The sequence below is a fragment of the Staphylococcus sp. HMSC13A10 genome (assembly GCF_001808005.1).
In the GTDB taxonomy this organism is placed as follows: domain Bacteria; phylum Bacillota; class Bacilli; order Staphylococcales; family Staphylococcaceae; genus Staphylococcus; species Staphylococcus pasteuri.
This window is the reverse complement of the sequence record NZ_KV791842.1, coordinates 45,593-70,688: the sequence shown is the minus strand read 5'-3', so window position 1 is coordinate 70,688 and position 25,096 is coordinate 45,593. Positions and strand designations below refer to the sequence as shown.

Here is a 25,096-nt window from a genome sequence, read left to right as displayed (position 1 = left end):
ACACAGGCGAGCTTTGAAGATATGGATGCATTGTTAGCTGATAATTTTGCTAAAGCTGCGAGTTATAACAAAGTTCAACATATTGTATTTATGAGCGGTTTGATACCAGATACAAATGAATTATCCCCACATTTGAGAAGTCGTTTAGAATGTGAACGAATTTTAGGATCATATGGCGTTCCAGTAAGTACGTTAAGAGCTGGATTAATTATAGGTTCTAAAGGAAGTTCTTATCCTATTTTAAAAAAATTAGTAGAAAGATTACCCGGTCTGTTATTGCCAAAATGGGCTTACAATACAACATTGCCAGTCGCAATAGATGATGTTATTAATGGCTTATATAAAATAGTAGAGCGTACGCCAAATGAGAATGAATCGATAGATATTGGTGGTCCTAGTCACATGACTTATAAAGACCTTTTCAACCAAACTGCAGAGGTACTAGATAAACGTTTACCTACTATGGATTTACCTATTATTCCTATTTGGCTAAGTAAATATTGGGTGAAACTTATTTCTGGAGTACCAAAAGAGATGGTCTATCCGTTAATGGACAGCTTAATTCATGATATGGTTCGAGAAAGTAACCATGTAGTCGAAGGTATTTCTATAGGTAAGACGGATTATAAAGAAAGTGTGCGTATTGCTTTAGAAGAAGAAACGCATACACCAAAGAAATCGAAGTCATCACGTAAGTCTGATATTAAGGATGTTAGAGCAATATCGAGGGTAGTCTTACCTCAAGATATGAATATGATTCAATTAGCAGAAGTATATGCCAATTTCTTAAATAAAATTACATTAAATGTCGTTAATAGTGATTTTGACGAAGATAACTTTACGATTACTGTGCCTTGCTTAAATAAGAAATTATTATTATTAAGAAAAGACTTTAAAGCTTCTAATAATGAGAGAATTTTATATCGAATTGTTGGTGGGGATTTTGCTTTAGATGTAGATGGTGGTAATGCGAGATTAGAGTTTAGAAGGTTGCCTAATAGTGATGAATGTATTATTGCCTTACAAGAATATAGACCAACGTTACCTTGGTGGGTCTATAAGTATACCCAAGCGAAAGTACATAAAAGTGTAATGAACATTTTTAAATTGAAGTTAGAAACTGAGAAAAACAAGAAAAATGGAGCTGTGAATATGAAAAAAGTTATTTTACCTGTTGTTATCGTTGGTGCTGTTGCCTTAAATTTATATGGAGTGAAGAAGTATCTAGCTAGAAAAAACAACATATCTAATGCTGAATTGTAGTGGCTAAAGAAGTGGAAATAGACTATAAAACTAAATGAAATAATTAAATCAAACAAAAAATTATAATAATAAGCGCCCCAAAAGTCGGACAAAAATCTAACTTTTGGGGTGCATTATATTATAGCCAAATCTAAATTACTTTTATTTATAAAGTAGGTTTTAAATACGTCTGTACCGCTTGTAGTACATCCTTTTTTAAGTTGTCTTGTAATTCATCTCTATAGTTATGATAACGAACATTGAGATCTAGTGAGCGTATTTGAATAGTATCTATGACACCTGTAACTAATCCTTTTTTAGTTTTGACTTCAATGTCAGTGGGAAATCTTACTTCTCGATTTGTGATTGGTAATACCCAAACAAAATCAGTACCTTCAATGCTCATTTGATTGTTTATAACTAGACATGGACGTATCTTTTGTTTTTCACGACCACGTGTTGGATCTAGGTCAATATAAAGTATGTCGAATTGTTTTATACTCATATCTCACGACCTACACTTTCGCCAAAATCAATTTCAGTTTCAGTGTATTTACCACCATTCTTGAAAAAATTTGTAATTCTATCTTCAATCGATTCTTCTTTTTTTTTGATAAATAATCCACCATTCATTTCTTGAACCTCAACTTTATCCCCTACGTCGAAATTAGCGAGTTGAATCGTTTGTTTACTTAAGCTCATAGCTTTACTATTACCATTTTTGAAAATGCGTTCAGACGTTTTATTCATATCTTTTAATGTTTTTGACATAATCATCGTCTCCTTGATTTCATTATAACAATTTATACTTACGTGCGTAAATACAAATGTTTGTAAAAAGATATTAAATACCTTCTAACAGGAACTAAATAACAACACTATATTCTAGGTTGCATATTCTAAAAATTTCATATGATTGCTCACGTTGGAATATTGTGATTACAAATTAAGCATCCATCACAGCAAAGCGATAGATGCTTAATTTTATCTACTATTTCATTTTTAATTTATAGGTACTTTAATCTTAAGGCAGTCTAAATTTATTTATTGCTACTATCATCTTTCATTTTTTTCAATGCTTTATAAAAGATTTTATGTTGTTTTTCTAATGAAATTGGATCGTTATATTGTGTATCTTCTACATTAAATCTAATAACATGATCTTTTTGAACTGCGGGAAGATTTTTCCAAGTATTTGTATTTTCAAACTCTGAAGTTTGTTTGCCATTTTGTGCAATAACTATAATGTCACCTAAATATTGATTGAACTGTTCAGAATTTACAGGTATCGCAAAATTTTTGCCTAGTGCTTTTTTCAATGCATCTGGTTGTTTGAAGCCATAGCCATTGTTGTAAATAATTTCCGTTCCGCGTCCCATATGGTCACTAAATGCCATTGTGCCTTTAGGTGTTTGTTGAATAACAGTTGCAGATTTTCCTTTTATAAATGGAGCTAATTCTTTTTTCTCTTTTGCTAGTTGATCTTCCCAATTGCTAACCCATTGTTCAGCTTGTTTTTTCTCTCCAACTAAATCTCCAAGCTTTATAGTTGTATCTTTGTAATCTGCTTTTGCCATATTAAATGATACAGTGGGTGCAATCTTTTCTAATTTCTTCATATTTTTGTCTTCCGAAGTTGTTACAATTAAGTTTGGTTTCTCTTTGGCAATTTGTTCCACGCTTGTATTATCGATTCGTTTGATTCCTTTAGTTGCATCATTTAATGTTTGATTCTGTTTTACAAATTCTGGTACTGCAACAGGTTTATGATCAAACTTAACGAGTGCGCCTACCAACGTTGGATGTAATACCACGATACGCTTAGGATTCTTAGGCACGTCAACTTTTTTCCCGTTTTCAGTAGTAAATGTTTTAGTCGTACTTTGTTTATGACTTGATTTATCTTGACTATCATTTTTATTGCTATCGTTATTGCCACACGCTACTAAAAATAGTGCTAAACATAATAAAACGGATAAAAGTTTCTTCATAATCACTTCTCCTTTATGTATAATTGATAATGATTCTCAATATCGATTATAGCATAACTTTATAAGGAGGAGTACTATGGGAAAGACAAATATCATTTATTTCCAAAATTATAAGATTATTATTCAACTACCTAATAATTACGAAAAAAATAAACACCACTATTATCAAACCGTCATTACACAAGATGGCAATGATTTATTTAAATCCATTCGCCGTCATAATATTATCTTTGTTGGTATTCAACCTAATCAACGTGCTCATGACTATACACCTTGGCATACTACACAAAATCCAGATGGTGGCGGTGCAAATACTTATTTGAAATGGCTTTCTGCAGAACTTATTCCATACCTTAGAGCACATTATCGTATCTCATTAAATAACAATGATCTTGCTATAGCTGGGGCGTCTTATGGTGGTCTACTGTCTCTCTATGCACTGATTACCATGCCTAATCAATTTGGACATTATATTGTTCTGTCGCCTTCAATGTGGTATCCAGATTTTCTGGAATTTTTAAAAAAAGCAGATTCTATATACGAAGCAAAAAATATTTATTGGTATGTCGGTGGTTCTGAAGGCATTAAAAATACAAAAGTGATCAAACCCATGGTACGTAAAAATAAACTTGCAGTAGAAAGCGTGAAATCATTACTTGTCTCATCTAACACTAAATTTAAATTTGAAATTGACCCACAAGGCATCCATCGTCAAACATATTTTAACAAGTACTTTAAAAAAGGTTTGCGTTATTTAAAATTAAATAAAAAAGGTCGCTAATACTACATATTGTGACGATTTACTACTTATTGAATTAGTTATATTATTAAGCGATACGTAGAAGCGTATCATAATTGATACAAAAAATACTCATCTTATGAGAAAGTATTAAGTTTATTATGAATATTGGATGTCGATAAGTTAAAAGAGACTATGGTATAATATTACCATCAGGAGGCGATAATATGATTACAATTGATTCAAAAGTTAACAAACAAATCGCTAAAAATCTTTCACTTGAAGGCATGGATGTAACTAAGGAACAACAAAAACAAATTCTTGATGTTATTAATAATAAAAAGGAAATTACGAATGAAGTGATTCGTAAAATCGCTTTTAAATAAATGAAATATAAAGCAACTTTTCAGGACGAATATCTTATAAATTCGAACTTGCTAGGTGCCCAAACAATAGATGAATTAGAGCAACTTGAGAAAGTTGCTTTTTATATTGTTGAAGGTTTAATGCAAGAAGAGGGATACGACTTTTTGTTTCCATTATCTGTAAGTTCAATCAAGTTATTACATAAAAAACTATTCGAAAGAATATACAGTTTTGCTGGTGAGATTAGAGATGTAAGCCTTATGAAAGAAAATACGCGGTTTTGTGAACCACAGTATATTAATACAAATTTAAATAAACTCATCGAAGAATTTAAATTAGAAGATGAGTGGTCCGATATAAAGGTTGCAGCAGAGAAACTTGCTTATTATAAAATAGAGTTGAATATGATACATCCTTTTCGTGAAGGTAACGGAAGAACAATAAGGTTAATAGTTAGAGAAATAGCTAAGCTAAAAGGATATGAATGGCGTACTGATTTATTAGATCGAGAAAATTATATAGATGCAATGAAAAAATCAATTTGGAATGAAAAAGCTTTAATTAAAATATTTGAAAACACACTGTTTACATTAAAATAATCTTTATAGATATATAGATAGGCATGTAATAGTTTCGTTTCAAATAATACATATGTTTCAAGTTAGTAGTCACATTGTTAGTCACAAATTAAAGCATCCATCACAGCAAAATGACAGATGCTCTATTTTATCCACAATTCTTAATGTTACTTTTTTAGCAAAGTGAACACAAATCAGTTACTTATACTTATAGTGATTTTTCAATTCAGCCTTTAGTTTAGAAATTATATCATTTATAAAACTGAACCTAGTATATTATTTTTAATAAAAAAAAGAGGGATAGCCATGTTTAAACTAGTAGTTACAGATATGGATGGGACGTTTTTGAATTCGGAAGGTAGTTTTAATCGTGAAAAGTTTCAACAATTATCAACTCAATTAAAAGATAAGGGGATTCGTTTTGCCTTTTGTACTGGTAAGCAAAATGAGCGCGTGGATGCGATAGTTGGAGACTTAACTAAGGATTTATTTATCATCGGGGATAGTGCTTCTCGAATTAAAATCAATGATATGAATATATACGCCAAGACGTTCAGCAATCAACTGGGCCTTGAATTAATTCAAACTATTAAACATATTGATGATCAACTAGTTATTATTGTTTGTACAGAAGGTATGGCTTATGTAGAAGATACTATTTCTCAGAAAGAACGAGAAATGGTTTTAGGTTCATATGAAAAAGTAACATTTTTAGATGATTTAAATACGATTGATAAAGATATTTTAAAAATTACTATTTTTGATACGCAAGGTCAGTGTTTTGAACATGTTAAAGGTTTAGAAAAATATAATTATGATCTATATATTGTTGCTTCAGAAAAGAATTGGATAGACATCACACATAAAGACGTTGACAAAGGGAAAACCATTCGCTTCTTACAAAATCTACTAAATATTAGCAGTGATGAAACAATTGCATTTGGTGATGGTCTAAACGATATTCCTTTATTTGAAAATGCACGATACAAAGTCGCAATGGATAATGCCTACCCAGAACTAAAAGATAAGGCTAATTTAATTTCTATTAATAACGATAGAGACGGCGTCATAGAAACATTAAATACATTGCTTGAGAATTATGAAGATTAAATTCTGTTATACAAATCAAGTTAAGGTATATTAGTGTAGATGTATCTTAGCTTGATTTTTTCATCTTATAAATAAAACCTTCAATGTTACTCTCTGAATATTTAATCATATTCTAAGGCTCATTATTCACGCCTTTCCACCAACTAAAAAAGCTTAACTTTTTGTTCTTAACAAAAATATGTAAAGTGATGAAACAACAAAAAATAAATATAAAAAATATTGTGAAAACTTATTGTAATATTTGTAATAATTTCGTAATATAAAAGAGCAATAGCTAATTTCAATAGGGATGTGGAAAAATTATGAATAAAATGGGTAAATTGATTCTTTCAGCAGGTATTGTTTTAACAGGTGCAACGGTTAGTGTTGCAGGCGTAGCAACTCCAGTAACACATGCAGCAACTACTCCTCATTACACTTACAATGGTAATGCAGGTTACAACGCAAAATTTGTAACTGAAAAAGCGTTTATTAATGCATTGAAACATAATAATGTAACAATGAATAGTATTAAAGTAAACGCTAAAGCTCAAAACTTCAAAAGTGGTAGTTCATTAACTTATAAAAAGAAATATGATCAACAGTTCGAATACATTAACAAAAAACCAGTTTCTGCGTCATTCTCAGTTACAAACAAATCATTGAAAGTATCTGATGTTAAAAAAGCATATGCTGGATATAAATTAAAAGAAGATAAAACACACAATGGTCTTATTTATAATGTGAATGGACAACAAATTAGCTTTAATTACAATGGCAAATATATTGAAAAAGTCATGATTGGTAAATATAACGCATAATTTTTAAAATAAAAATAAATACAAAGTATTTGTACTAAAACCCAAAGTTCAACTTTGGTTAAGTACACGATTTCAAAGGTTTGTTTCCTATATTGTTTAGGAAACAAGCCTTTTAATTTTCCTCTAAATAAATATAGAAATAGCTGAATATAAAAGTAATAAAGACATAACGATATTAAAAGCAGTTTGATGTTGATTTAGCCATTCGTTAAGCATGCTACCCGCAAATGCCCAAACTAGGAGACAAGCCCAACCAATCAAGACGCTAATGATTAAATAGATTAGAATCCATATTGAACCAGTAACTGAAGGGATAATGAAAGCACCCATTAAAGTGATAAAAAATAATAGAGATTTCATATTAAGTACTTGTAGTACAAAACAGCTTTTAAAGCTCTGATAGGCTTTAGAAGGGGCTTTACTTTTGGTTGAAGTTAAAATTTTAAAGGATAGGTAAATCAAGTAAGCAAATCCTAAATATTTAAGAGGTGTTTCAATATAAACAATCCATTTACTGAATAAAAGGATGACAATATAAGAAGCTAACCCTAAAAAGGCAAATCCTGTAAGAATACCTGTAATGAAAGATTTACCACCACGTAAACCATATATTCTCGTAGCATTCATCATAAATAAATTACTTGGACCTGGTGTGATAGAAGTAACAAAGACATATATTAAAAACGATAACACGTTGTTCGCCTACCTTTCTATGTTATTATAGTAAGGATATTAATATAAGTGAAATTAATGATAATAATATTGAAATTAATCCTACTAATATATAAAGGTGAATCGGCCATGGAATTGAGACAAGTAAAAATAATTAAAACATTAATAGAAACAGGTAGTTATACCAAGACTGCCCGCAGGCTTAATTACACACAATCAAATGTGACTCAGCAAGTACAACTTTTAGAGAAAACCTTGAATCAAAAGCTATTTGATTATCGGCACAAACAACTACTTCCAACACCATTTCTTAAAGAAATCTTACCGATGATTAATCAAATTTATGATGCAGAACAACAAATTAAACAAATATCATCACATAATAATACAGTCCGTAAGGTCAGAATAGCTGCACCAGAATCATTAATGATTACAGGATTAAGTGAAGTCATTAAAAATATGATTCATAATTATCCCAATATAGATATTAATCTTCAAAATAACAGTTGCAGTATGAATCAAGAGAAGTTACTTGAGGACGAAGTAGATATTGCCTTTGTATTGAATGATGGTGTAAATCATCATAAATTGAATTCTACTTTGATTTGTGAGGAAGACATTGTTGTCGTGGCACATCAAGAAGCACCAGACCAATTTAATGAATTGTTACAGTACCGACAATACAATCATTTTGTAATTAATGAAAAAGGGTCTGTATATAGAAATATGTTTGAAAAAATCATTCAAAATAATCAAATAGATATTATAAAAACAACCGAATTATGGAGTATAGGAGTTATCAAATCGTTGTTATTAGATAATATTGGTTTTTCTTTTTTACCTTATCGTACTGTTAAAAAAGAGATTGAATCTAGACAACTTAAAGTAATTGATACACCATTTTCTGTAGAAAAGTTAGGCTCATATATACTTACAAAGTCATATCCATGGAACAAAGATATTAATCAACTAATGATTGAAGAGGTAACAAATTTTTTCAGTAGTAAGTAAGAAATTTCCATTTTCGGTTCAAACAAAATGTTTCATAAAAAGCTAAATTAATCACTAAAGTACAATAAAAATCCCTTTTGAAAGTTGTCTCATAGAATCATGGACGACCAATCAAAAGGGATTTTCTTTATCATTTCATAGAATATAAAACGATGCTTATAGTTACGATTAAATCTTCAAGCAATGCCTTAAGAATGATTATCTATTTGATAAAATTCAATGGCATTACCTCTTAAAATACCATCAATGGTATCAGGATCGATATCACTATTTTTAATATAGTCTACGCCGCGAGTATATTTCTCATCTTGGAAGTAAGGGAAGTCTGACCCCATCATAAATTTATCTTTACCAAATGTTTCAATAGAGCTAATCAATGAAGGTTCATGGAAGTTAGCTGTATCGTACCAAAATTGACGATTTAACACTTCATAAGGATCAATATTAAAGGCATTCCAGTCTTCATAATTATCTTTAATACGAGTCATGAAGAATGGTAATGCGCCACCTAAATGTGAAATATGGAATTTAATATTTGGATATTTCTGTGGAATTTCATTTTTAATCAATTGTAAGGTAATGAATGTAGACTCTAATGGTGCGCCAATAACCCATTCTAATTGATAGTCATTGACTAACGGACTTTGAGCACCGCAACCTGTTGGATGAATATAAATCGTAGCATTTAACTCATTCATTGCTGCAAAGAAAGGTTCAAATTGTTTGTCAGCTACAGATACTTTATCTTTCACGATAGTTGGAATAGCAATGCCCACAAACTCGTCCTTTTTCAAAAGCGCTTGTGCCTCTTCAATAGCTTGATCGACATAAGGAAGTGAGACAGCACCATATGCTAAGAAACGATCTGGATATTGTTGAACTAGTCCTTCATATAAGTCGTTGATTTCTTGAGCACTTTGATGAGCTTCTTCTTTAGTACCCCATTGTGGAGATTGTGGCGTTGCAGAAATAATTTGTAAGTCTACGCCTGCATCGTCCATCATTTTGAAACGTTTGTCTAAATCTTCTTTAGAGGCAGATTGATTAATACCTTTAGCAACCTCAGTACCTTGACTGCCTAATTTACCAAGTTTATCTAAATAATCTTCATCCCATAAATGTGCGTGTGTATCAATCGCTTTTGTTTCAGTCATAATTTCCCCTCCATTAAAAATTGTTGTTCATATTCTAATCATTAACATTCATCTTATTTATTACGAGATAAGCTTAACACTTCCAGTAAACTTAATACATTTAAGAAGAAAAATTTAGAAGCAGCTTGAGCGCCTTTATGACCATGACCAGCTTTGTAGTGGTTATAAATTGCTGTACCCATAACAATGTTAATCATAATCGTACCAACAGCTACTAATTTCTTACCTAATTTACCGAAAATAGAAGTAAATAAAAGAAGTGATCCAATCATTTCGAAAGCGCCTGCTAATCTCATAGATCTACGTGATAAACCAAAGCCTTGTTCGAATTGTTGAGCCATTTCATCACTGTTTTTTACTTTTGGTAGACTACTTTTAAAAATTTCACTACCTACATATGCGTTAATAACATATCTTAATAACATTTAAAAATCCCCCAATATAATATTAATTTCCTTGTTTTTTAACAAAAAATGCAATGATAGTACCTATTAAGGCAATCAATGCGACTACATAGAATGTAATATCTAGACCATGAATAAGGCCTTGAATACCACTCAATGATGATGTTTTACCTAGTCCAGTCATCAATGTGACTAAAATGCCAGTACCTATTGCAGCTGAAACTTGTCTAATCGTATTATTCATTGCAGTACCATGAGCAATATATTGACGTGGTAAAGCATTCAAAGCTTGAGTTGTCATAGGCGTCATAATCATAGCATTACCTAACATGACAATTGAAAATGAAATAATCACATATAATGGTGTTGTATTTTCACTAAATTTGAGCCATGAATAATGCGCCAATCATAATGGTTAACATCCCAATGATACTCAATATACGGCCGCCAATTTTATCATATAAATTACCAGTTACAGGTGATAACAATCCCATAATCAACCCGCCAGGCAATAAAATAAGTCCTGATTCTAATGGTGACCATTTCATCATCGTTTGCATATAAATCGGTAAAATGGTTAGATTCCCTATAAATAACATGAACATGAGTACAATTAAGACCATCGCGATTGAAAAATCATTATATTTAAACACTCTAAATTCCAATAATGGTGATTCTAGTTTTAATTGTCGGAAAATAAATGCGGTTAATACTACTATCGCAACAATAATAGTGATATAAACCATAGGATGTGACCATCCTAAGTTTCCGGCTGTACTAAAGCCATATAATAAGCCACCAAAGCCGATTGTCGACATAATAACTGATAGTTTATCTAAGGTTGGCTTACTTAGTTCTGTTATATTCTCTAATGATAGATATCCGAATATAAAATCAACAATACAACTAGGAACAGGTAACGCCAATCGAATATATTGACGAACCAACCAGCTGCAGTAGGTCCAATTGCGGGTGCAAAACCTATCACAAGACCAAACATTCCCATTGCCATTCCACGTTTCTCAGGTGGAAACATGATGAAAAGTAATGTCTGTGTAAGTGGCATGAGCATACCAGCACCTAAAGCTTGGATACTACGTCCTACTAATAACATTGGAAAATTAATTCCCAACATACATATAAATGAACCAATAATTAAAAAACACGTTGCACTAAAAAATAAAGAACGTAATGTAAAACGTTCAATTAAAAAAGCTGTGATAGGAATCATAATCCCATTGACAAGCATAAAAATTGTTGTGAGCCATTGTGCTGTACTACTTGATATCGCAAAATCTTTCATTATTTCTGGAAGTATTGTCGTCATCAACGTTTGATTCAGCACACCAACAAAAGCACCTATCATTACGACAGCTATCACACGGTTCCGTTGCTTCAAATCTATATTAAAACCATATTCATTTCCCAAATTTTGACACCCCGCTTTTAAGTGGAACCTACTATCACTTATTTTATACGGAATGCGTTCCGTTTGTCAATTTAATGATTCGAGGGTATGATATTATGTATCTAATAAAATGAACATATAGAAATGAAAGAGGTAATTTAAATGAATTTTGAAGGTTTAGAACAATATTTAAATATTGATAATACAAAATATAATACGCCTAGTTTAGATGCACTCAATTATTATTTAAAACAATATATGTTAACTGTTCCGTTTGAAAATATTGACGTTCAAAATGGAGTGAAAATTTCTGTAGAAGTAGAAGATATTTATAACAAAGTAGTAAATCATCAACGTGGTGGCTTTTGTTATGAGATGAATAATTTCTTTAAAGCGTATTTAGAACATAAAGGATTTACTGTAAATATGGTTTCCGCAACGATTCATACCCCTGGTGGTGGCAGAAGTTTAAAAGGTTCTCATATGTCTTTAATAGTACCTATTGATGGCGTTGATTATGTTTCAGATGTGGGATTTGGTGATTTGCCATTAAGTGTAATGCCAATTACTCAAGAAGATAATAGTACAATTATTCATGATATTAATGGAGATTTTCGTGCGATTTACGTCAACGATAACTTATTTTATATACAAAAATGGAAAGAAGATGACTGGGATACACAATATGAAGCGGAATTAACACCTCGTCATATTCATGACTTTGATTACAATATTGAATATAACCAAACGAATCCTAATTCTACCTTTGTGAAACGTTTATTAGTCACAATGCCTAAGTCATACGGCCGTGCTACAATGTCACAAGATAATTTAACTTTAACTAAACAACAAAAGAAAGAAAAATATGACGTAACATCTGAGAATTATAGACAATTTTTAAAAGAAGAATTTAATTTGGATGTTAAAATTGATAGATTAGAAAGTTAAAAATAACTTTAAAAGAAGGGTTATTATGGAAAGAAATCAGCGAAAAAAACGAAGCGATGCCGAATATAACCAACAGATGATCCTAACAACAATGGAAGACTTGCTTGAACAGGGAGAAGATATAAGCACTAAAAAAATGTCGGATCTCGCTAAACTATCAGGCGTTGGCGTTGGTACATTATATCGTCATTTTGAAAGTAAATCATTGTTATGTCAGGCTATTATGGATAAAAAGGTCGATCAAATGTTTATAGAAATAGAAAATCTTTTATCGGAAAATGAACAATGGTCTGTGCGAGATAAAATCTATACAATTTTATCAAAGTATTTAGATTTAAAAGAAGCTAACTTCACAACATTAAATTTCATAGAAAAATCCAGCGAGCACTTTAATTCGATTATTAATATTCCATTTTTTGAGCGACTTAAAAATTTATTAAGTGAACAATTCGAAGAAGACATGTACACAGACGACTTAGATTTCAGACTTAATTTAATGCTTAATTCCTTTTCATCCGACTTCTATTACTTTGTAAAACATAATCAACAACTATCTAAAGATCAATTCTTAACAAAACTATTAGACTTGTTTCAGATATAAATAGATTTCAATATAGAAGGATTGACATAAATATCTTTAAGGACTTTTATTAGATAATTAACGTTTGAACTCTAGAAAAAATGATATCTTGTTAACAAATAAAAACCTCTTGTGAACCGTTGATGTGACGGCTTGTAAGAGGTTTTATGTGATAAAGTCATTAATTATGAGTTAAAAATCAATTATACTCGAATAGGTTGTTAATTAAATTCTCAATTATATTTTTAGTTGAAAATACATTTTCTAAAAGCTATCCTGCTTTTTGCACAATTAGTTTTGTTTTTTTCTTCAGTATTTATTAATTCTGGTTGTTTTTTAGCTGATTTCTAACATAATTTGCATACTCGTTACCTTTTTGATATTCAAATCTTCCCTCGACGACTTTTTTATTATCATCATCCATATTTTGAGTGTAATAGTTCATTAATTCCTCGTCAGACATGTTATCGATATTTGAATTATTAGAAGTTGTATTACTTTTATTACTTTGATTATTAGCTGGTTGTTGCTCATTATTATTTTGTATTGCTTCATTAGTGGAATTATTTTGACTACTATTATTACTAGTTTGGTTGTCATCATTAGTTGTCTCAGATTTTTGATTATCTTTTGTTTTACTATCTTGTGTTTGTTTATTGTCACTTGAAGCTAACACACTGTTTTTAAGTTGACTGTAACCAAAAAGTATTCCTGAACCTAATACGACTAATACAAACAATATTGATAAACCAATAATTACATTTTTCATTCTTTATATTCTCCGTTTTAATTAATTTTCACTGTCATCTTCATCTTCTGTATTTTCGCTATCAACATTTGCATTTTTAGCTGACATATTCACTTCATTACCAGCATCTCCAGCAGGTCTACCATTAATCGTTTTAGGATTAGAGCTGTTTGAATTATCTTCATTATTTTTATCTTTAGTCCATTCTTGGGCCATTCTATCGGAAACAGGTTGGAATTTACCTTCGTCTGCTAGTTTTTGTGCTTCAGGAGTTAATTCAGATGTAGAAATCAAGCCATCCCCATTTTTATCAAATCTGAGAAGGTTATTAGGATCTTCTTCATTTGTAGTGTTTGCTTGTTCATTTGTATTATTTTGTGAGCTATTTTGTGTATTACTTTGATTCGTATTGTTGGAATAATCTTGTTGGCTACTCTTATCTGTAGTAGTATCATTTGATTTTGAATCTTTATCTTTACTCTCTTTTATAGTAGTTTCAGTCTTTTTCTGATGATTACTGGCGGTTAGATTTTTAACGCTACTATAGCCGAATATTGCTGCAATTCCTATCATCAAAATGAGTGCAATAATCGTTAATATTTGAATAATTTTTTTCATATTTAATTTTCCTCTTTTTCTTATTTGAAAATATCTGCGTATTGTTTAAATTATATAAATTGTCATATTAATGTTTAAAACAGTGGTTAGTGAACTTAAGGTTATCAAACTTTAATAATTATATCTACTATATTATTGAATTAATTTATACTTTTTAGTTATTTGTAAAATTTATATTAAGTAGTAACGCTATGTTTTTTATTTTTGAAAAAGGTAGTAGTTTAAAATGTTTTAGTTATTTAAACTGAAAGTTAAATCAAACTGCAACTTATGGAATTCAGTACATAAGAGAATAATTTTTAAACAAAGGCATTAATTTAGTATAAAATGGGGAAAATAGAAATGAGATTCTTCCAACAAAAATAAAGGAGAGAAAACATATGAAAGCAGTTGTCATATATAATCCTGGTGATTCAGAACAATTAAAATATCAAGATGTTGAAACACCTGTCGTCAAAGAAGGCTGGTCTTTAGTGAAAATAAAGGGATTTGGTATTAATCGTTCAGAAATTTTCACTCGACAAGGTTTTTCACCTTCTGTACAATTCCCGAGAATATTAGGAATTGAATGTGTAGGGGTGATTGAAGAATCAACAGATTCTGAGAGATTACCTAAAGATCAAACGGTCGTTTCTATAATGGGGGAAATGGGACGTGACTTTGATGGTAGTTATGCGCAATATGCATTATTACCTAATGAACAAATTTATCCTATAGATACTAATTTATCGTGGGAGACGCTAGCTACTATTCCTGAAACATACTATACGGCATTTGGTTCTATTAAAAATTTAAAAATTGAACATAATGACAAAGTATTAGTAAGAGGTGCAACTAGTGGTGTAGGCGTAGCTTTTCTTAATCTAATTAAAGCTAAATATAAAGATGTAACAGTAAGTGGTAGTACACGGGATATGAGTAAGAAATCATTGCTTATAGAAGTAGGCTTTGATGAAGTAATCGAAGATAAAGAAAATGAACTAGATACAAGTTCTGAATATGATAAAGTGTTAGAATTGGTTGGTACAGTTACCATTAAAGATAGTTTTAAACATCTTAAAGAGGGCGGAATCCTTTGTGATACAGGAATACTTGGAGGTAAGTGGTACTTAGAAGAATTTGATCCTATCTTTGATATTAAGAAAAATAGTTACCTAACAAGCTTTGTTTCAGAAAATGTTGATGAAGCAAAGATAAAAGAACTCTTTGATTATATAGAAACCAATAATATTATTGTTAAACCAGAAAAAATATTCAAACTCGATGAAGTCAATAAAGCACACGACTATTTAGAAAGCACAAATAGCTTCGGCAAAGTTATTGTGTTAAACGAATTTGAGTAAGGATGATAACAAGAACACTTAAATATAAAGCAGGCGACTAATGATACAAGTCACCTGCTTTTATTGTGTTTAACTAGAGGATTTTTGAGAGGAAAATAATGAAGTTTGAAATAAGAACAAAGTTTAGTAAATAATAGTTTAAAACATTAAAGGCAATAAATATCAAAAAACTATATAAAAGTATCACAAAATTGATAAAATAGAGATTAATAGATGATAATTCAATAGGTGATATGATGGGAAATTTATTAAAAATAGAAAATATTAAATATTCATTGGATAATTTGGATAGTTCAGTACAAAAGTGGAATTCTTCGGCAGATGGAAGATATTTATTAAGGTATCCAACTGTATACATAATTAATGATAAAAAGCGTGAAAACAATTTTGAAGTCTATGTGGGAGAAACGGCAGATATTAGAAATAGAACCAGACAACATCTTAATGCTGATACAAAGGTAAAAACCTTTTGGGAAGAATTTTCTGAATCAAATCAATCATCAATGTATGTGATTGGTCATGAGTTATTTAATAAATCGTTAACACTCGATATTGAAAATAGATTAATGCAGTATTTATTAAGCGTTGATAATATTACTAGGGTTCATAATAGTAGAACTAATCAACAAAATGAATATTATACGTCTGACATGCTAGACGAAATTTTCTCTGAGATTTGGAAATCTTTAAACAAAGAAAATAAATCTCTATTTCCTATCGAAAGTATTATTAAGGATTCAGCTATATTCAAAGCGTCTCCTTTCCATAAATTGACTCAAGAACAAATTAATGCGAAAGAAGAAATCTTAACTAAAATTAAAGAATCTATACTTTTAGACGAAGATGGACAATTGATTATTGTTGAAGGTGAAGCGGGATCTGGAAAAACTGTTTTAATGAGTACACTACTATATGAATTAGGAAAATATCATTTGGATTTAGATAAAAATCTAGATATTCATCTTCTTGTAAATCAAAATGAACATGTTTCTATATATAATCAAATAGCATCTAAATTAGGTATATCTAACAAAAACAATAAAATAGTTGGTAAGCCAACGAGCTTTATTAATAATCATTCACCAGATGAAAAGGTAGATGTTGTTATTGTAGACGAGGCACATTTACTTTTAACTCAAGGTAAACAAAGTTATCAAGGAAAAAATCATCTAGACGATTTATTAGCAAGAGCTAAAGTTGTAGTAATCGTTTTTGACTTAAAACAAGTCTTAACGACTGAACAAATTTGGGAAGCAGACAAACTAAATGAATATTTTGATGTTACAAAAAGTAAAAATAATCTTGTAACTTTAAAAAATCAAATGCGTATTAATAGTGATGATTCCACAGTTAAATGGATTAGAAATTTAGTAGATAATCAAACAATTAACACTATACCTAAAGATAAAAAAGGGTATGAAATTAAAATTTTTGATACGCCAGTTGATTTGGAAAATGCTATTAGAAATAAAGCACAACACACAGATAGTGGTATTTCAAGAATGCTTGCTACATTTGACTGGAAGTATAAAGATAAGCCTCCTGAAGATGAGGGTTTTTGGCGAGTTAAAATTGGAAACTGGTCTATGCCATGGAATTATCAATTAAAAACTAAAAGAAACCAATCTAAATTACCATGGGTTGAACGAGAACAAACAATTGATGAAATAGGGTCTACATATACTATTCAAGGATTAGATTTAAATTATGCCGGCGTTGTAATAGGACCTTCTGTTAAATATCGAGATGGTAAAATCATCTTTGATGAAAGCAGTAGTGCTAATAAAAAGGCAACTCGAAGAAGAACATTAGAAGATGGGTCAAAACAGTACTTCTCAGATATGCTTTTAAAAAATGAATTAAATGTCTTATTAACTCGTGGTGTTAATGGATTATATATTTATGCAGTAGATGATCAATTAAGGGAAGCACTTAAAAAAGCCGCAAAGGGTGAAAATAATGGATGAAACTAAAGAAATATTAAAAGAAATCAACCAATTTAGAGATGCTCGTAATTGGAGACAATTCCATAATGAGAAAGATTTATCATTAGCTATTAGCTTAGAGGCTGCTGAATTACTCGAATTATTCCAGTGGAAGTCACCTGAAGAAGTAGTAGAAAATAAGCAAGAAAGATTAGCAGAAGAACTAGCTGACGTCTTAATTTATAGTTATATGTTAGCAGATAACTTAGATTTTGATATTAATGATATTATTCGCAAAAAACTAGTAAAGAACTCTGAAAAATACCCATTAGAAAAAAGTAAAGATAATAATTCTAAATATAATGAATTATAAAATATCAATAATTAAAAAATTTGTTAATACTCAGTTGTTATTATTGATAGATGAACCTATAAATAGGGTGAGAAACGTAAATGGAAAGAATTAAATATTTTGGTGCAGATGATTTATCAGTTGGTTGGTATTTAGAAAAAATTAACTCTAGATTGAATATTTTGAGACAAAAAGATAATCAAAATATTAATGACGTTTTAGAGCTTTATAATTGTAATATTTATTTAAATAAATTTCCTAACTACTGTTTTCAAAAAGAAAATAGAAAATTATTAGAAAAGACAAATTCAATTATAGGAAGATATTTTTCTAAAATAAATAATAAAAACATAATCCAAGAAGTTGAATATATGAACAGAATTTATAGTTCTGATTTTATGTTTTTGTTAAATAAATTTAAGACCTATAAGAAAATAAATGAAGGGAAATTTGTTTTTCTTTTGAGTAAAAAATTAATTTCTCTTAGAAAAGTCTGTGAATTTAAAGAGATAGTAGCTAATTTTAGTAGAGTTTTGTATAAATATATGAAGGAAGATATTAATAGCAGTGAGATAATTATTGATATTAAATTAGGGGTATTCAAAGGTATACTTCCAAAAGAAATTACACACGAAATAGCTAATAATTTAATATTAAATTATATAACAAGTGAAAAAGTGAGTTATAATTATTTACTTAAAATAATAGATTCTGTCTCATATGAAGGTTTCGAGATTGACGTAAAAAACAAACAAAAGGCAAAAGAAAAAATTGAAGATATTAATGAGCAAATTTTTGAGAAAAAGCAAGCTATTAAATTTCAATATAGTATAGAATTCTCAGATATAAATGAAATAATGAAGTTCGATAATCAAGGAAATAACCTTCATCTTTATTTTGATGAAAAATATCTAAAATCAAATTTAGATTACCCAACAATATTTAATAATTTTATTTGGCTATTTGAATTTATAAATTTAAATGGGAATTTAACTTGTATTTTGAATAATAAAAATAAACAAACCCAAATTGAAGAAGTGTTAAGTGTTCAAATTCCGAATAATTATCCTATTTCACATTCATTTAGAATTTTAGAAAACGTTCAGTTATTAATTATGAGAAATTATTATGAATTTTTACAAGTAAATAATATTGAGATAGAGAATGCTTTCAAATGGTTTTTCGAAGATTACGTGTCTAGTGAGTTTAGTGTCAAGAATATGGTGTTTTCAATTTCAACTTCTAGCACATATAGAGAAAAATGCTTAAATTTAGTGGCTAATATTGAATCCTTATTAAATCAAATAGAATGTTATACACTCTATGGTGAAGTTAATTTAAAATTAATCCATCTGTCATCTAGAATGATGGATTTTAAGACTTTGCATACCAACATCACTAATAAGTATATTAATACTACAAATAGTGTAGAAGAAATATACAATTTCTTTTTTTCATGTAATCCTTTATTTATTGATTTCATAAAAAGTGAAAATGATGGTTATGACAATTTCTTCGATTTGCTTTTAGATGAAGATGGAGTAGTAACATTAATTAAAGAATCAGAAATAGTAAAAAAGATAAAAAGACTCAATATGTTAAAAGTTGATGAGGATCAAACAATTACTTTGGGAAATGTAAATACAATAAATTTAATGAAAATATTACACGAAAATAATACATTGTTATTATATAGATTATCTAAAGAAGAAAGAGAAATAATAGAAACTTTCCATAAAGAAGAATTAATAGATATATCAAGTTCAATGTTTAGTAAATTAGAATCAGAGATGTTTGAATTTTACTTAAATAATAAAAGTTTTTCCAATGGATATAGTCTTAGAAACAGATATGCACATGGTAATCTAGCTTATTTAAATGAAAAAGATCATTATCAAAACTATATAATGCTATTAAGAATTACAATTATGATTATTTTAAAATTTAATGATGAAGTGTGTTTAAATAAAGAATTAACTGCTCATTAAGGTATAAAATTAATAATTATAAATTTACTTTTACTTTTTAAAATAATAGTTGATCTATACTAATTATTTTTTTATACTTAGTTCAACTATAAAATTGTGAGGTTTAATTCTTATGGAAGAAAGTAAAATTGATTCACGTCACCAAAATATTTCTGAGCTCATATTTAATAGCAAACTCCCTTTTTTTATACCGGAATTCCAAAGAGAATTTGTATGGAATAAAAAAGATATTCTAGAGTTATTATATGATTTCAAAGAAGATTCAGAAGATTTTAAAAAAGAAACTAGTGAATTAAGTGGCTATTTACTTGGTAATATTGTACTAATTACGAATAAAGAATATATGACTGTCATAGATGGGCAACAGCGTTTAACTACGATAACAATAATTTTCAAAGCACTTCAGACTTATGCTAAAGAAAAGTCAAATGAAGATAGTACTTTCAAAGATAAATGGAATAACTTAACAAGTACTCTTTCTAAAGGTTATAGTATGACAAATGATTTAGGAGAATTTGTAAAGTTAAAAATTAATCACCATACGTCTTTACCTTTTGGAAGTTATTATAGACGTTTAATGCAAGATCAACAACTTGAAACCTCTTCGATTGATAATAATAGTGATAAAAACATTCATGAAATATATGAATGTGTCTCAGAATTTATAGAGGATAATTATTTAACTGAAAAACAAATAATTCGTTTTATTAACTATTTAATGTACAATGTGTATCTAATAATGACAACTGCTCCAAATGAATCTAAGGCTTTTCAATTGTTTGAAGTTTTAAATGATAGAGGTAGAGCTCTTGAACCGCTTGACTTAATTAAAAATTTAGCGTTGAAATCTATTGCAAAAAGTGGTGATGATACTTTAAGAGATGAATTTTTAGCAAACTGGAAATCTTTCAGCTTAAATTTAGAGTACCCTTTGTTAAAAGATAATCGTCGAAAAAAAATATCCTCCTCTAAGTTTTTAACAAATTATTTGTTAGCTTTTCATGGTGAAAACATTAAAAAAAATAATTTGTTGGATTATTTTAAGAAAAAACTAAAAAATTGGGATTCATATGATATTGTTGATTTTTCAAAAGATTTAGAACATATCTCTGATATTTATTCTAGATTAGAAGTTCATGATTATAAATCTTTTACAAAAAAACACGAATATTTAATCTCAATAATTTATGAAGTTATAAGTATTGAACAAGCCAAAGTCATGTTAATGCCTTTCTATTTACTTGATAAGGAAAATGAAAAAGAATTAATATTAAAAACAATTATTAGATATGTCACTACAATTCTTTTTAGTTTTAATCAGACCAATACCATTGAAAGTTTTATTCCTAAAATGATAAAAAACTATAATACGAAGAAAGATTTACAAAACACGGTTAATTTAATAAATCAAGAAATATTTTCTTTCACAGATGATATTATGTCAAATTTACCTAATAAAAAATTAGAAAATAAAAATGGCTCTCATTCGCCTAAAGCTTTACTACTATATAGATTATTAGAAGGTCTTATTTGTGAAAATGGAAATGCAATAGCTAAATCTTTATCAAAACAACTTACAATTGAACATATACTTTCACAAAAAATTAAAGTTGATGATTATACTAAAATCGGCTTTTCTGATGAAGAAGAATTTAACCAGTATAAAAACAAAGTTGGTAATTTAACTTTAATATATAATACTGATAATTCATCTATAGGAAATAAAAAATATGTAGATAAGTTACTTCATTATGAAAAAGATGTTGAATTTTTACTGACTAAAAAATTAGCAGTTAATTTAGAAACAAATGTTAAAAATGGAAAAGATACTAAACTAGTTAAATTGATTAATAGTTATATTACAACTCCTAAAAAGGATAATGTTGATGGTCATTTCACAAAAGAAATGATTGATCTTAGATCTAATGAGATAACAAATCTAGTAATTTCATTTGTTACAGATGATTTTAATATCAAATAAGTGTACCCTTAAATACCTAAATGGATAATTTTCAAAAGTATGTATAATTATCTAATAATTGATCTTCGAAATATACTGTTGTTAACAAATCTATTATCAATTTATTCTAAAACAGAATTAACAACACTAAGGAGAACAGATGAAAAAATTCACACCAGATAAGATAAGTGAGCGATTTTCAAATTTATTGTTATTAGCAGTTAATATTTGTATTGCTATCATAGCTATAACGTTAGTTATATTTTTATTTACCGAATGTTTTGGTTTCTTTAACAATTTATTTTTACAAGATAAAGATTTAAAATATAGTCAGGTTATCGAAGATTTATTAGTGTCATTTATGTATATTGAGTTTATCTTATTGATTATTCAATATTTCAAACATAATTATCATTTTTCATTACAATACTTTATTTATATTGGTATCACTGCAATTGTGAGAATCATTATTGTAGAACATAGCGATGCTACTGAGACTATTTTATTAGTCTTAAGTATATTTATTTTGACCATTTCATTGTATTGTTTAAGAAAATTCACCATCGATTAAATTAAATACAAATATAGCATTTATTTTAGAGGGAAGTTTGTGTGAAAGCACAGTTCCCTCTTTTAATATGCTTATAATTAAGAGACTACCGACACATTCCGATTATCCAAAAAGCGCCTCGAATTTAATTCCTTATTGATTATGGTTATCTCCAATACTGCATACTTTTCTATCCACACGTTCCTTCTCACATTCAGCTCGTATTTTAATATAGGTTGATGTAAAATAATAAAAAATCATCCACTACTAAAATGAGTAGCCCAGTGAATAGAGGGATAGTATGCAACGTAGCTATGTAATTCAAGTAAAGACAGAATCAATGAATGATTTCAAGCGATTAAATGGTTTAATAGTTGGATTCGTTATAAAAGGGAATGTGCATCTTTATTTAGAAAATAATTTGAAAGTATTAAATCAAGGGGATTTGTTTTTTGTGAATCATCGTGATTTGTATCGCTTTCAATTTCATAAAGATTCTATTATTTGTTTTGTGCATTTCCAATTGCAATATTTAGCAGATAAAATTGATGATGATCAGCGTTTGTATTTTAATTTAACTGATGCTACGACGAAGAAGAATATTAATCAAATGCGTAACATTATTGCAAGACTTGTTTCAACTCACATTCGCAATAATGAATTATCGAAACTTACTGAACAGCAGTTAATTATCCAATTACTTATGCATATGATTCACTATGTACCAAGAACATATCAATCGAAACAAACGATGATGAACAATTCTAAAATTGATCAAGTTTGTGATTACATTGAACTACATTTTCATGAGGATTTGAGTCTGAGTACCCTAAGTCAGTATGTCGATTGGTCTGAAAGTCATTTATCTAAGAAATTCACTGAAGTATTAGGTATGGGATTCCAGCAATTTCTAAATCAAACACGTGTTGAACATTCAAAGTTAGATTTACAATACACAGACGATTCTATTACTGACATAGCTCTACGAAATGGTTTTTCGAGTGCGACAACATTCTCTAGAACTTTTAAACAATTTACAAATGAAACACCAAAAATGTTCAGATGTAAACATGACAATAAAACTGAAGAAAACATTACACATCAACAGACCTATAATGATAGAGAATTAATTTTTTTACTCAATGATTATATTGTTGAAATGAATCACTTTATAGAAGATGTTGAAAAAATTAATGATAAGGCAATTGATTTTACAAAAGCGACAAAGCCACTGAATAAATTTAACCATATTATACAAATAGGATATTTAAGCAACTTACTAAGTAAACAATACCAATCACAATTACTTACTTGTCATCAGGATTTCTTTGTTAACGAAGTTTTGGTGTACGATATTATGCCGTATATTACGAAAAAATTAAATGCACCATTTATGTATGATGCCAATGTTTCAAATTTATTTTACGATATCGATTTATGCTTAGATTTCTTGATGGAACATGACTTTGCTTTAACGATGCATCTCAATAATTACCAATCTGAAGCATATCTTGAAACGTTTAAATTATTTATGCATCACGTTGCTGTACATACTAATCGTAAACACAATTTAAAAATCAATATCTATGTAACTGAACTGCATTCTTCACTTATTGAAATGATGAAGTATTTCAAATCGTTATTTCCAGACGGTGGATTGTATGTTCATTTTAATCAATTTATTGAAAAATGGTTACCAATTGCCAAACAACTTGAACAAGATATCAATTATTTTGTATTTGATGCTAACTCCAACGATGCGGTTAATTTCGATAAAGTTAATGATGATGAATTTAAAACAGCGAGCCAAATTATAATTAATAAAACGAATTATTTAATAGATTTAATGGCCAAATATAAGATTAAACGACCACTAATTTTATTAAATTGGAATACTTTAACTGGAAATACCTATATTACTAATGGCGAATATTTTAGAGGGGGCATTATTGTCGAGCAATTACTAAAATTGAGCTCTAAAGTAGATATGATTGGGTATTGGTTAAATTACGACTTGCATGTCAGTCATTGTAAAACTGAAAGAGATTATATGAATTCTATTGAGTTATTTCACCAATATGATGGTAAGCGACCAGTTTATTACACGGCGTTGTTATATAATAAATTATCCAATAATGTATTATATATTGATGAAACATGTATTGTTACAGGTTCAGATAGCGATTTCCAAGTTTTATTATTCGATGCTAAACACTTTAACCCTTATTTAGCATTAGATGATGAGATGAACCTACGTATTACTGAAATGATACATTTAAAAATAAAAGACCTGAGACAAGGAACATATAAAATAAAACATTTCACATTAGATAAAGAAAATGGTGCATTATTTAAAATATGGAGGATGCATCATTCGAAACATGGTATGGATCAAGATTCTATTGATTATATTAATCGTATGAGCTATCCGAAATTAGAAGTGGCAGAAGTAGAAGTGACAGATACACTCATTTTAAATATGAAAATGATTACTAATGGTATACATTTAATTGAAGTTAAACGTTATCCAGATATTTAATTAAAACCACAAATAATGTATGACAATTCTTGTTCTTTATTATCATAATTTTTTAAAAAACAAAAAATTA

At 28.9% G+C, this 25,096-nt stretch carries 24 protein-coding genes and 1 pseudogene; 16 read left to right on the top strand and 9 right to left on the bottom strand.

The window, feature by feature from the left end; all coding sequences use genetic code 11:
* Nucleotides 1–1,263, top strand: a 1,263-nt coding sequence (locus HMPREF3125_RS02615; protein WP_256278054.1) for a Rossmann-fold NAD(P)-binding domain-containing protein, incomplete at its 5' end; no start/stop codon positions are given.
* A gap of 145 nt (nucleotides 1,264–1,408) precedes the next feature.
* On the opposite strand, the gene HMPREF3125_RS02610 is transcribed toward HMPREF3125_RS02615, so the two are convergent.
* From HMPREF3125_RS02610 to HMPREF3125_RS02600, 3 genes are all read right to left on the bottom strand, one after another.
* Complete coding sequence (locus HMPREF3125_RS02610) at nucleotides 1,409–1,747, bottom strand: type II toxin-antitoxin system PemK/MazF family toxin (protein ID WP_070451747.1); 339 nt, start codon at nucleotides 1,745–1,747, stop codon at nucleotides 1,409–1,411.
* Nucleotides 1,744–1,992: an AbrB/MazE/SpoVT family DNA-binding domain-containing protein gene (locus tag HMPREF3125_RS02605; protein WP_176745276.1), complete on the bottom strand. Its 249-nt coding sequence runs from the start codon at nucleotides 1,990–1,992 to the stop codon at nucleotides 1,744–1,746. The genes HMPREF3125_RS02610 and HMPREF3125_RS02605 overlap by 4 nt, the downstream gene beginning before the upstream one ends.
* Before the next feature lie 290 nt (nucleotides 1,993–2,282).
* A complete protein-coding gene (locus HMPREF3125_RS02600; RefSeq protein ID WP_070451743.1) occupies nucleotides 2,283–3,233 on the bottom strand; it encodes an ABC transporter substrate-binding protein in 951 nt (316 codons plus the stop codon).
* A gap of 76 nt (nucleotides 3,234–3,309) precedes the next feature.
* Here HMPREF3125_RS02600 and HMPREF3125_RS02595 point away from each other — a divergent pair, with 76 nt between their 5' ends.
* The 5 genes from HMPREF3125_RS02595 to HMPREF3125_RS02580 all read left to right on the top strand — a co-directional run bounded on the left by HMPREF3125_RS02595 (nucleotide 3,310) and on the right by HMPREF3125_RS02580 (nucleotide 6,826).
* Entirely contained in the window at nucleotides 3,310–4,014 is a 705-nt protein-coding gene (locus tag HMPREF3125_RS02595) for an alpha/beta hydrolase (RefSeq protein WP_070451741.1), read from the top strand.
* A gap of 185 nt (nucleotides 4,015–4,199) precedes the next feature.
* The gene (locus tag HMPREF3125_RS12770; RefSeq protein WP_017638051.1) at nucleotides 4,200–4,358 is read left to right on the top strand and encodes a hypothetical protein; all 159 of its coding nucleotides are present in this window, start codon (nucleotides 4,200–4,202) and stop codon (nucleotides 4,356–4,358) included.
* Nucleotides 4,359–4,937, top strand: coding sequence for a Fic/DOC family protein (locus tag HMPREF3125_RS02590; RefSeq protein WP_051522845.1), 579 nt, complete (start codon nucleotides 4,359–4,361; stop codon nucleotides 4,935–4,937). It abuts the gene before it with no gap.
* Between the two features lie 285 nt (nucleotides 4,938–5,222).
* Nucleotides 5,223–6,026, top strand: a complete 804-nt coding sequence (locus HMPREF3125_RS02585) for a Cof-type HAD-IIB family hydrolase (RefSeq protein ID WP_070451739.1) — start codon at nucleotides 5,223–5,225, stop codon at nucleotides 6,024–6,026.
* A gap of 302 nt (nucleotides 6,027–6,328) precedes the next feature.
* Nucleotides 6,329–6,826, top strand: coding sequence for an immunodominant staphylococcal antigen IsaB family protein (locus tag HMPREF3125_RS02580; protein WP_070451737.1), 498 nt, complete (start codon nucleotides 6,329–6,331; stop codon nucleotides 6,824–6,826).
* 123 nt (nucleotides 6,827–6,949) lie between these two features.
* On the opposite strand, the gene HMPREF3125_RS02575 is transcribed toward HMPREF3125_RS02580, so the two are convergent.
* Complete coding sequence (locus HMPREF3125_RS02575; RefSeq protein ID WP_070451736.1) at nucleotides 6,950–7,519, bottom strand: LysE family translocator; 570 nt, start codon at nucleotides 7,517–7,519, stop codon at nucleotides 6,950–6,952.
* A 108-nt stretch (nucleotides 7,520–7,627) separates the two neighbouring features.
* Here HMPREF3125_RS02575 and HMPREF3125_RS02570 point away from each other — a divergent pair, with 108 nt between their 5' ends.
* Nucleotides 7,628–8,509, top strand: coding sequence for a LysR family transcriptional regulator (locus HMPREF3125_RS02570; RefSeq protein WP_070451734.1), 882 nt, complete (start codon nucleotides 7,628–7,630; stop codon nucleotides 8,507–8,509).
* Nucleotides 8,510–8,697: 188 nt separating this feature from the next.
* Here the strand turns inward: HMPREF3125_RS02570 and HMPREF3125_RS02565 are convergent, their stop codons facing one another.
* From HMPREF3125_RS02565 to HMPREF3125_RS02555, 3 genes and pseudogenes are all read right to left on the bottom strand, one after another.
* Nucleotides 8,698–9,663 (bottom strand): amidohydrolase family protein, encoded by a 966-nt coding sequence (locus HMPREF3125_RS02565; protein WP_070451732.1) that lies wholly within the window; start codon nucleotides 9,661–9,663, stop codon nucleotides 8,698–8,700.
* A 53-nt stretch (nucleotides 9,664–9,716) separates the two neighbouring features.
* The gene (locus HMPREF3125_RS02560) at nucleotides 9,717–10,088 is read right to left on the bottom strand and encodes a DoxX family protein (protein ID WP_070451730.1); all 372 of its coding nucleotides are present in this window, start codon (nucleotides 10,086–10,088) and stop codon (nucleotides 9,717–9,719) included.
* A gap of 22 nt (nucleotides 10,089–10,110) precedes the next feature.
* Nucleotides 10,111–11,496: pseudogene (locus tag HMPREF3125_RS02555) on the bottom strand (MDR family MFS transporter).
* 141 nt (nucleotides 11,497–11,637) lie between these two features.
* Between HMPREF3125_RS02555 and HMPREF3125_RS02550 the strand changes: the two are divergent.
* Together HMPREF3125_RS02550 and HMPREF3125_RS02545 are read left to right on the top strand one after the other, a co-directional pair.
* Nucleotides 11,638–12,423: an arylamine N-acetyltransferase gene (locus HMPREF3125_RS02550; protein ID WP_070451728.1), complete on the top strand. Its 786-nt coding sequence runs from the start codon at nucleotides 11,638–11,640 to the stop codon at nucleotides 12,421–12,423.
* A gap of 25 nt (nucleotides 12,424–12,448) precedes the next feature.
* The gene (locus HMPREF3125_RS02545; protein WP_017638061.1) at nucleotides 12,449–13,024 is read left to right on the top strand and encodes a TetR/AcrR family transcriptional regulator; all 576 of its coding nucleotides are present in this window, start codon (nucleotides 12,449–12,451) and stop codon (nucleotides 13,022–13,024) included.
* Nucleotides 13,025–13,322: 298 nt separating this feature from the next.
* On the opposite strand, the gene HMPREF3125_RS02540 is transcribed toward HMPREF3125_RS02545, so the two are convergent.
* Together HMPREF3125_RS02540 and HMPREF3125_RS02535 are read right to left on the bottom strand one after the other, a co-directional pair.
* Nucleotides 13,323–13,772, bottom strand: coding sequence for a hypothetical protein (locus tag HMPREF3125_RS02540; RefSeq protein ID WP_070451726.1), 450 nt, complete (start codon nucleotides 13,770–13,772; stop codon nucleotides 13,323–13,325).
* A gap of 21 nt (nucleotides 13,773–13,793) precedes the next feature.
* The gene (locus HMPREF3125_RS02535; RefSeq protein WP_070451724.1) at nucleotides 13,794–14,369 is read right to left on the bottom strand and encodes a hypothetical protein; all 576 of its coding nucleotides are present in this window, start codon (nucleotides 14,367–14,369) and stop codon (nucleotides 13,794–13,796) included.
* Nucleotides 14,370–14,749: 380 nt separating this feature from the next.
* Here HMPREF3125_RS02535 and HMPREF3125_RS02530 point away from each other — a divergent pair, with 380 nt between their 5' ends.
* The 7 genes from HMPREF3125_RS02530 to HMPREF3125_RS02500 all read left to right on the top strand — a co-directional run bounded on the left by HMPREF3125_RS02530 (nucleotide 14,750) and on the right by HMPREF3125_RS02500 (nucleotide 25,026).
* Nucleotides 14,750–15,712 (top strand): zinc-binding dehydrogenase, encoded by a 963-nt coding sequence (locus HMPREF3125_RS02530; RefSeq protein ID WP_070451721.1) that lies wholly within the window; start codon nucleotides 14,750–14,752, stop codon nucleotides 15,710–15,712.
* 236 nt (nucleotides 15,713–15,948) lie between these two features.
* The gene (locus tag HMPREF3125_RS02525; protein WP_070451719.1) at nucleotides 15,949–17,679 is read left to right on the top strand and encodes a DUF2075 domain-containing protein; all 1,731 of its coding nucleotides are present in this window, start codon (nucleotides 15,949–15,951) and stop codon (nucleotides 17,677–17,679) included.
* A complete protein-coding gene (locus HMPREF3125_RS02520; protein WP_070451717.1) occupies nucleotides 17,672–18,010 on the top strand; it encodes a nucleotide pyrophosphohydrolase in 339 nt (112 codons plus the stop codon). Before HMPREF3125_RS02525 ends, HMPREF3125_RS02520 begins: the two co-directional genes overlap by 8 nt.
* 80 nt (nucleotides 18,011–18,090) lie before the next feature.
* Entirely contained in the window at nucleotides 18,091–19,977 is a 1,887-nt protein-coding gene (locus tag HMPREF3125_RS02515; RefSeq protein WP_070451715.1) for a hypothetical protein, read from the top strand.
* A 112-nt stretch (nucleotides 19,978–20,089) separates the two neighbouring features.
* Entirely contained in the window at nucleotides 20,090–21,958 is a 1,869-nt protein-coding gene (locus tag HMPREF3125_RS02510) for a DUF262 domain-containing protein (RefSeq protein WP_070451713.1), read from the top strand.
* A gap of 139 nt (nucleotides 21,959–22,097) precedes the next feature.
* Nucleotides 22,098–22,508, top strand: a complete 411-nt coding sequence (locus HMPREF3125_RS02505) for a phosphate-starvation-inducible protein PsiE (protein WP_070451711.1) — start codon at nucleotides 22,098–22,100, stop codon at nucleotides 22,506–22,508.
* 280 nt (nucleotides 22,509–22,788) lie between these two features.
* The gene (locus tag HMPREF3125_RS02500) at nucleotides 22,789–25,026 is read left to right on the top strand and encodes a transcriptional regulator AryK (RefSeq protein WP_070451709.1); all 2,238 of its coding nucleotides are present in this window, start codon (nucleotides 22,789–22,791) and stop codon (nucleotides 25,024–25,026) included.
* The last annotated feature ends 70 nt before the right edge of the window (nucleotides 25,027–25,096 follow it).

Bases quoted from the DNA above. Each gene is read 5' to 3' on its own strand.
- HMPREF3125_RS02530 (WP_070451721.1), top strand. From the start codon at position 14,750: ATGAAAGCAGTTGTCATATATAATCCTGGTGATTCAGAACAATTAAAA.
- HMPREF3125_RS02550 (WP_070451728.1), top strand. From the start codon at position 11,638: ATGAATTTTGAAGGTTTAGAACAATATTTAAATATTGATAATACAAAA.
- HMPREF3125_RS02540 (WP_070451726.1), bottom strand. From the start codon at position 13,772: ATGAAAAATGTAATTATTGGTTTATCAATATTGTTTGTATTAGTCGTA.
- HMPREF3125_RS12770 (WP_017638051.1), top strand. From the start codon at position 4,200: ATGATTACAATTGATTCAAAAGTTAACAAACAAATCGCTAAAAATCTT.
- HMPREF3125_RS02545 (WP_017638061.1), top strand. From the start codon at position 12,449: ATGGAAAGAAATCAGCGAAAAAAACGAAGCGATGCCGAATATAACCAA.
- HMPREF3125_RS02580 (WP_070451737.1), top strand. From the start codon at position 6,329: ATGAATAAAATGGGTAAATTGATTCTTTCAGCAGGTATTGTTTTAACA.
- HMPREF3125_RS02510 (WP_070451713.1), top strand. From the start codon at position 20,090: ATGGAAGAAAGTAAAATTGATTCACGTCACCAAAATATTTCTGAGCTC.
- HMPREF3125_RS02585 (WP_070451739.1), top strand. From the start codon at position 5,223: ATGTTTAAACTAGTAGTTACAGATATGGATGGGACGTTTTTGAATTCG.
- HMPREF3125_RS02515 (WP_070451715.1), top strand. From the start codon at position 18,091: ATGGAAAGAATTAAATATTTTGGTGCAGATGATTTATCAGTTGGTTGG.
- HMPREF3125_RS02500 (WP_070451709.1), top strand. From the start codon at position 22,789: ATGCAACGTAGCTATGTAATTCAAGTAAAGACAGAATCAATGAATGAT.
- HMPREF3125_RS02595 (WP_070451741.1), top strand. From the start codon at position 3,310: ATGGGAAAGACAAATATCATTTATTTCCAAAATTATAAGATTATTATT.
- HMPREF3125_RS02605 (WP_176745276.1), bottom strand. From the start codon at position 1,992: ATGAATAAAACGTCTGAACGCATTTTCAAAAATGGTAATAGTAAAGCT.
- HMPREF3125_RS02610 (WP_070451747.1), bottom strand. From the start codon at position 1,747: ATGAGTATAAAACAATTCGACATACTTTATATTGACCTAGATCCAACA.
- HMPREF3125_RS02505 (WP_070451711.1), top strand. From the start codon at position 22,098: ATGAAAAAATTCACACCAGATAAGATAAGTGAGCGATTTTCAAATTTA.
- HMPREF3125_RS02565 (WP_070451732.1), bottom strand. From the start codon at position 9,663: ATGACTGAAACAAAAGCGATTGATACACACGCACATTTATGGGATGAA.
- HMPREF3125_RS02600 (WP_070451743.1), bottom strand. From the start codon at position 3,233: ATGAAGAAACTTTTATCCGTTTTATTATGTTTAGCACTATTTTTAGTA.
- HMPREF3125_RS02560 (WP_070451730.1), bottom strand. From the start codon at position 10,088: ATGTTATTAAGATATGTTATTAACGCATATGTAGGTAGTGAAATTTTT.
- HMPREF3125_RS02590 (WP_051522845.1), top strand. From the start codon at position 4,359: ATGAAATATAAAGCAACTTTTCAGGACGAATATCTTATAAATTCGAAC.
- HMPREF3125_RS02570 (WP_070451734.1), top strand. From the start codon at position 7,628: ATGGAATTGAGACAAGTAAAAATAATTAAAACATTAATAGAAACAGGT.
- HMPREF3125_RS02520 (WP_070451717.1), top strand. From the start codon at position 17,672: ATGGATGAAACTAAAGAAATATTAAAAGAAATCAACCAATTTAGAGAT.
- HMPREF3125_RS02535 (WP_070451724.1), bottom strand. From the start codon at position 14,369: ATGAAAAAAATTATTCAAATATTAACGATTATTGCACTCATTTTGATG.
- HMPREF3125_RS02525 (WP_070451719.1), top strand. From the start codon at position 15,949: ATGGGAAATTTATTAAAAATAGAAAATATTAAATATTCATTGGATAAT.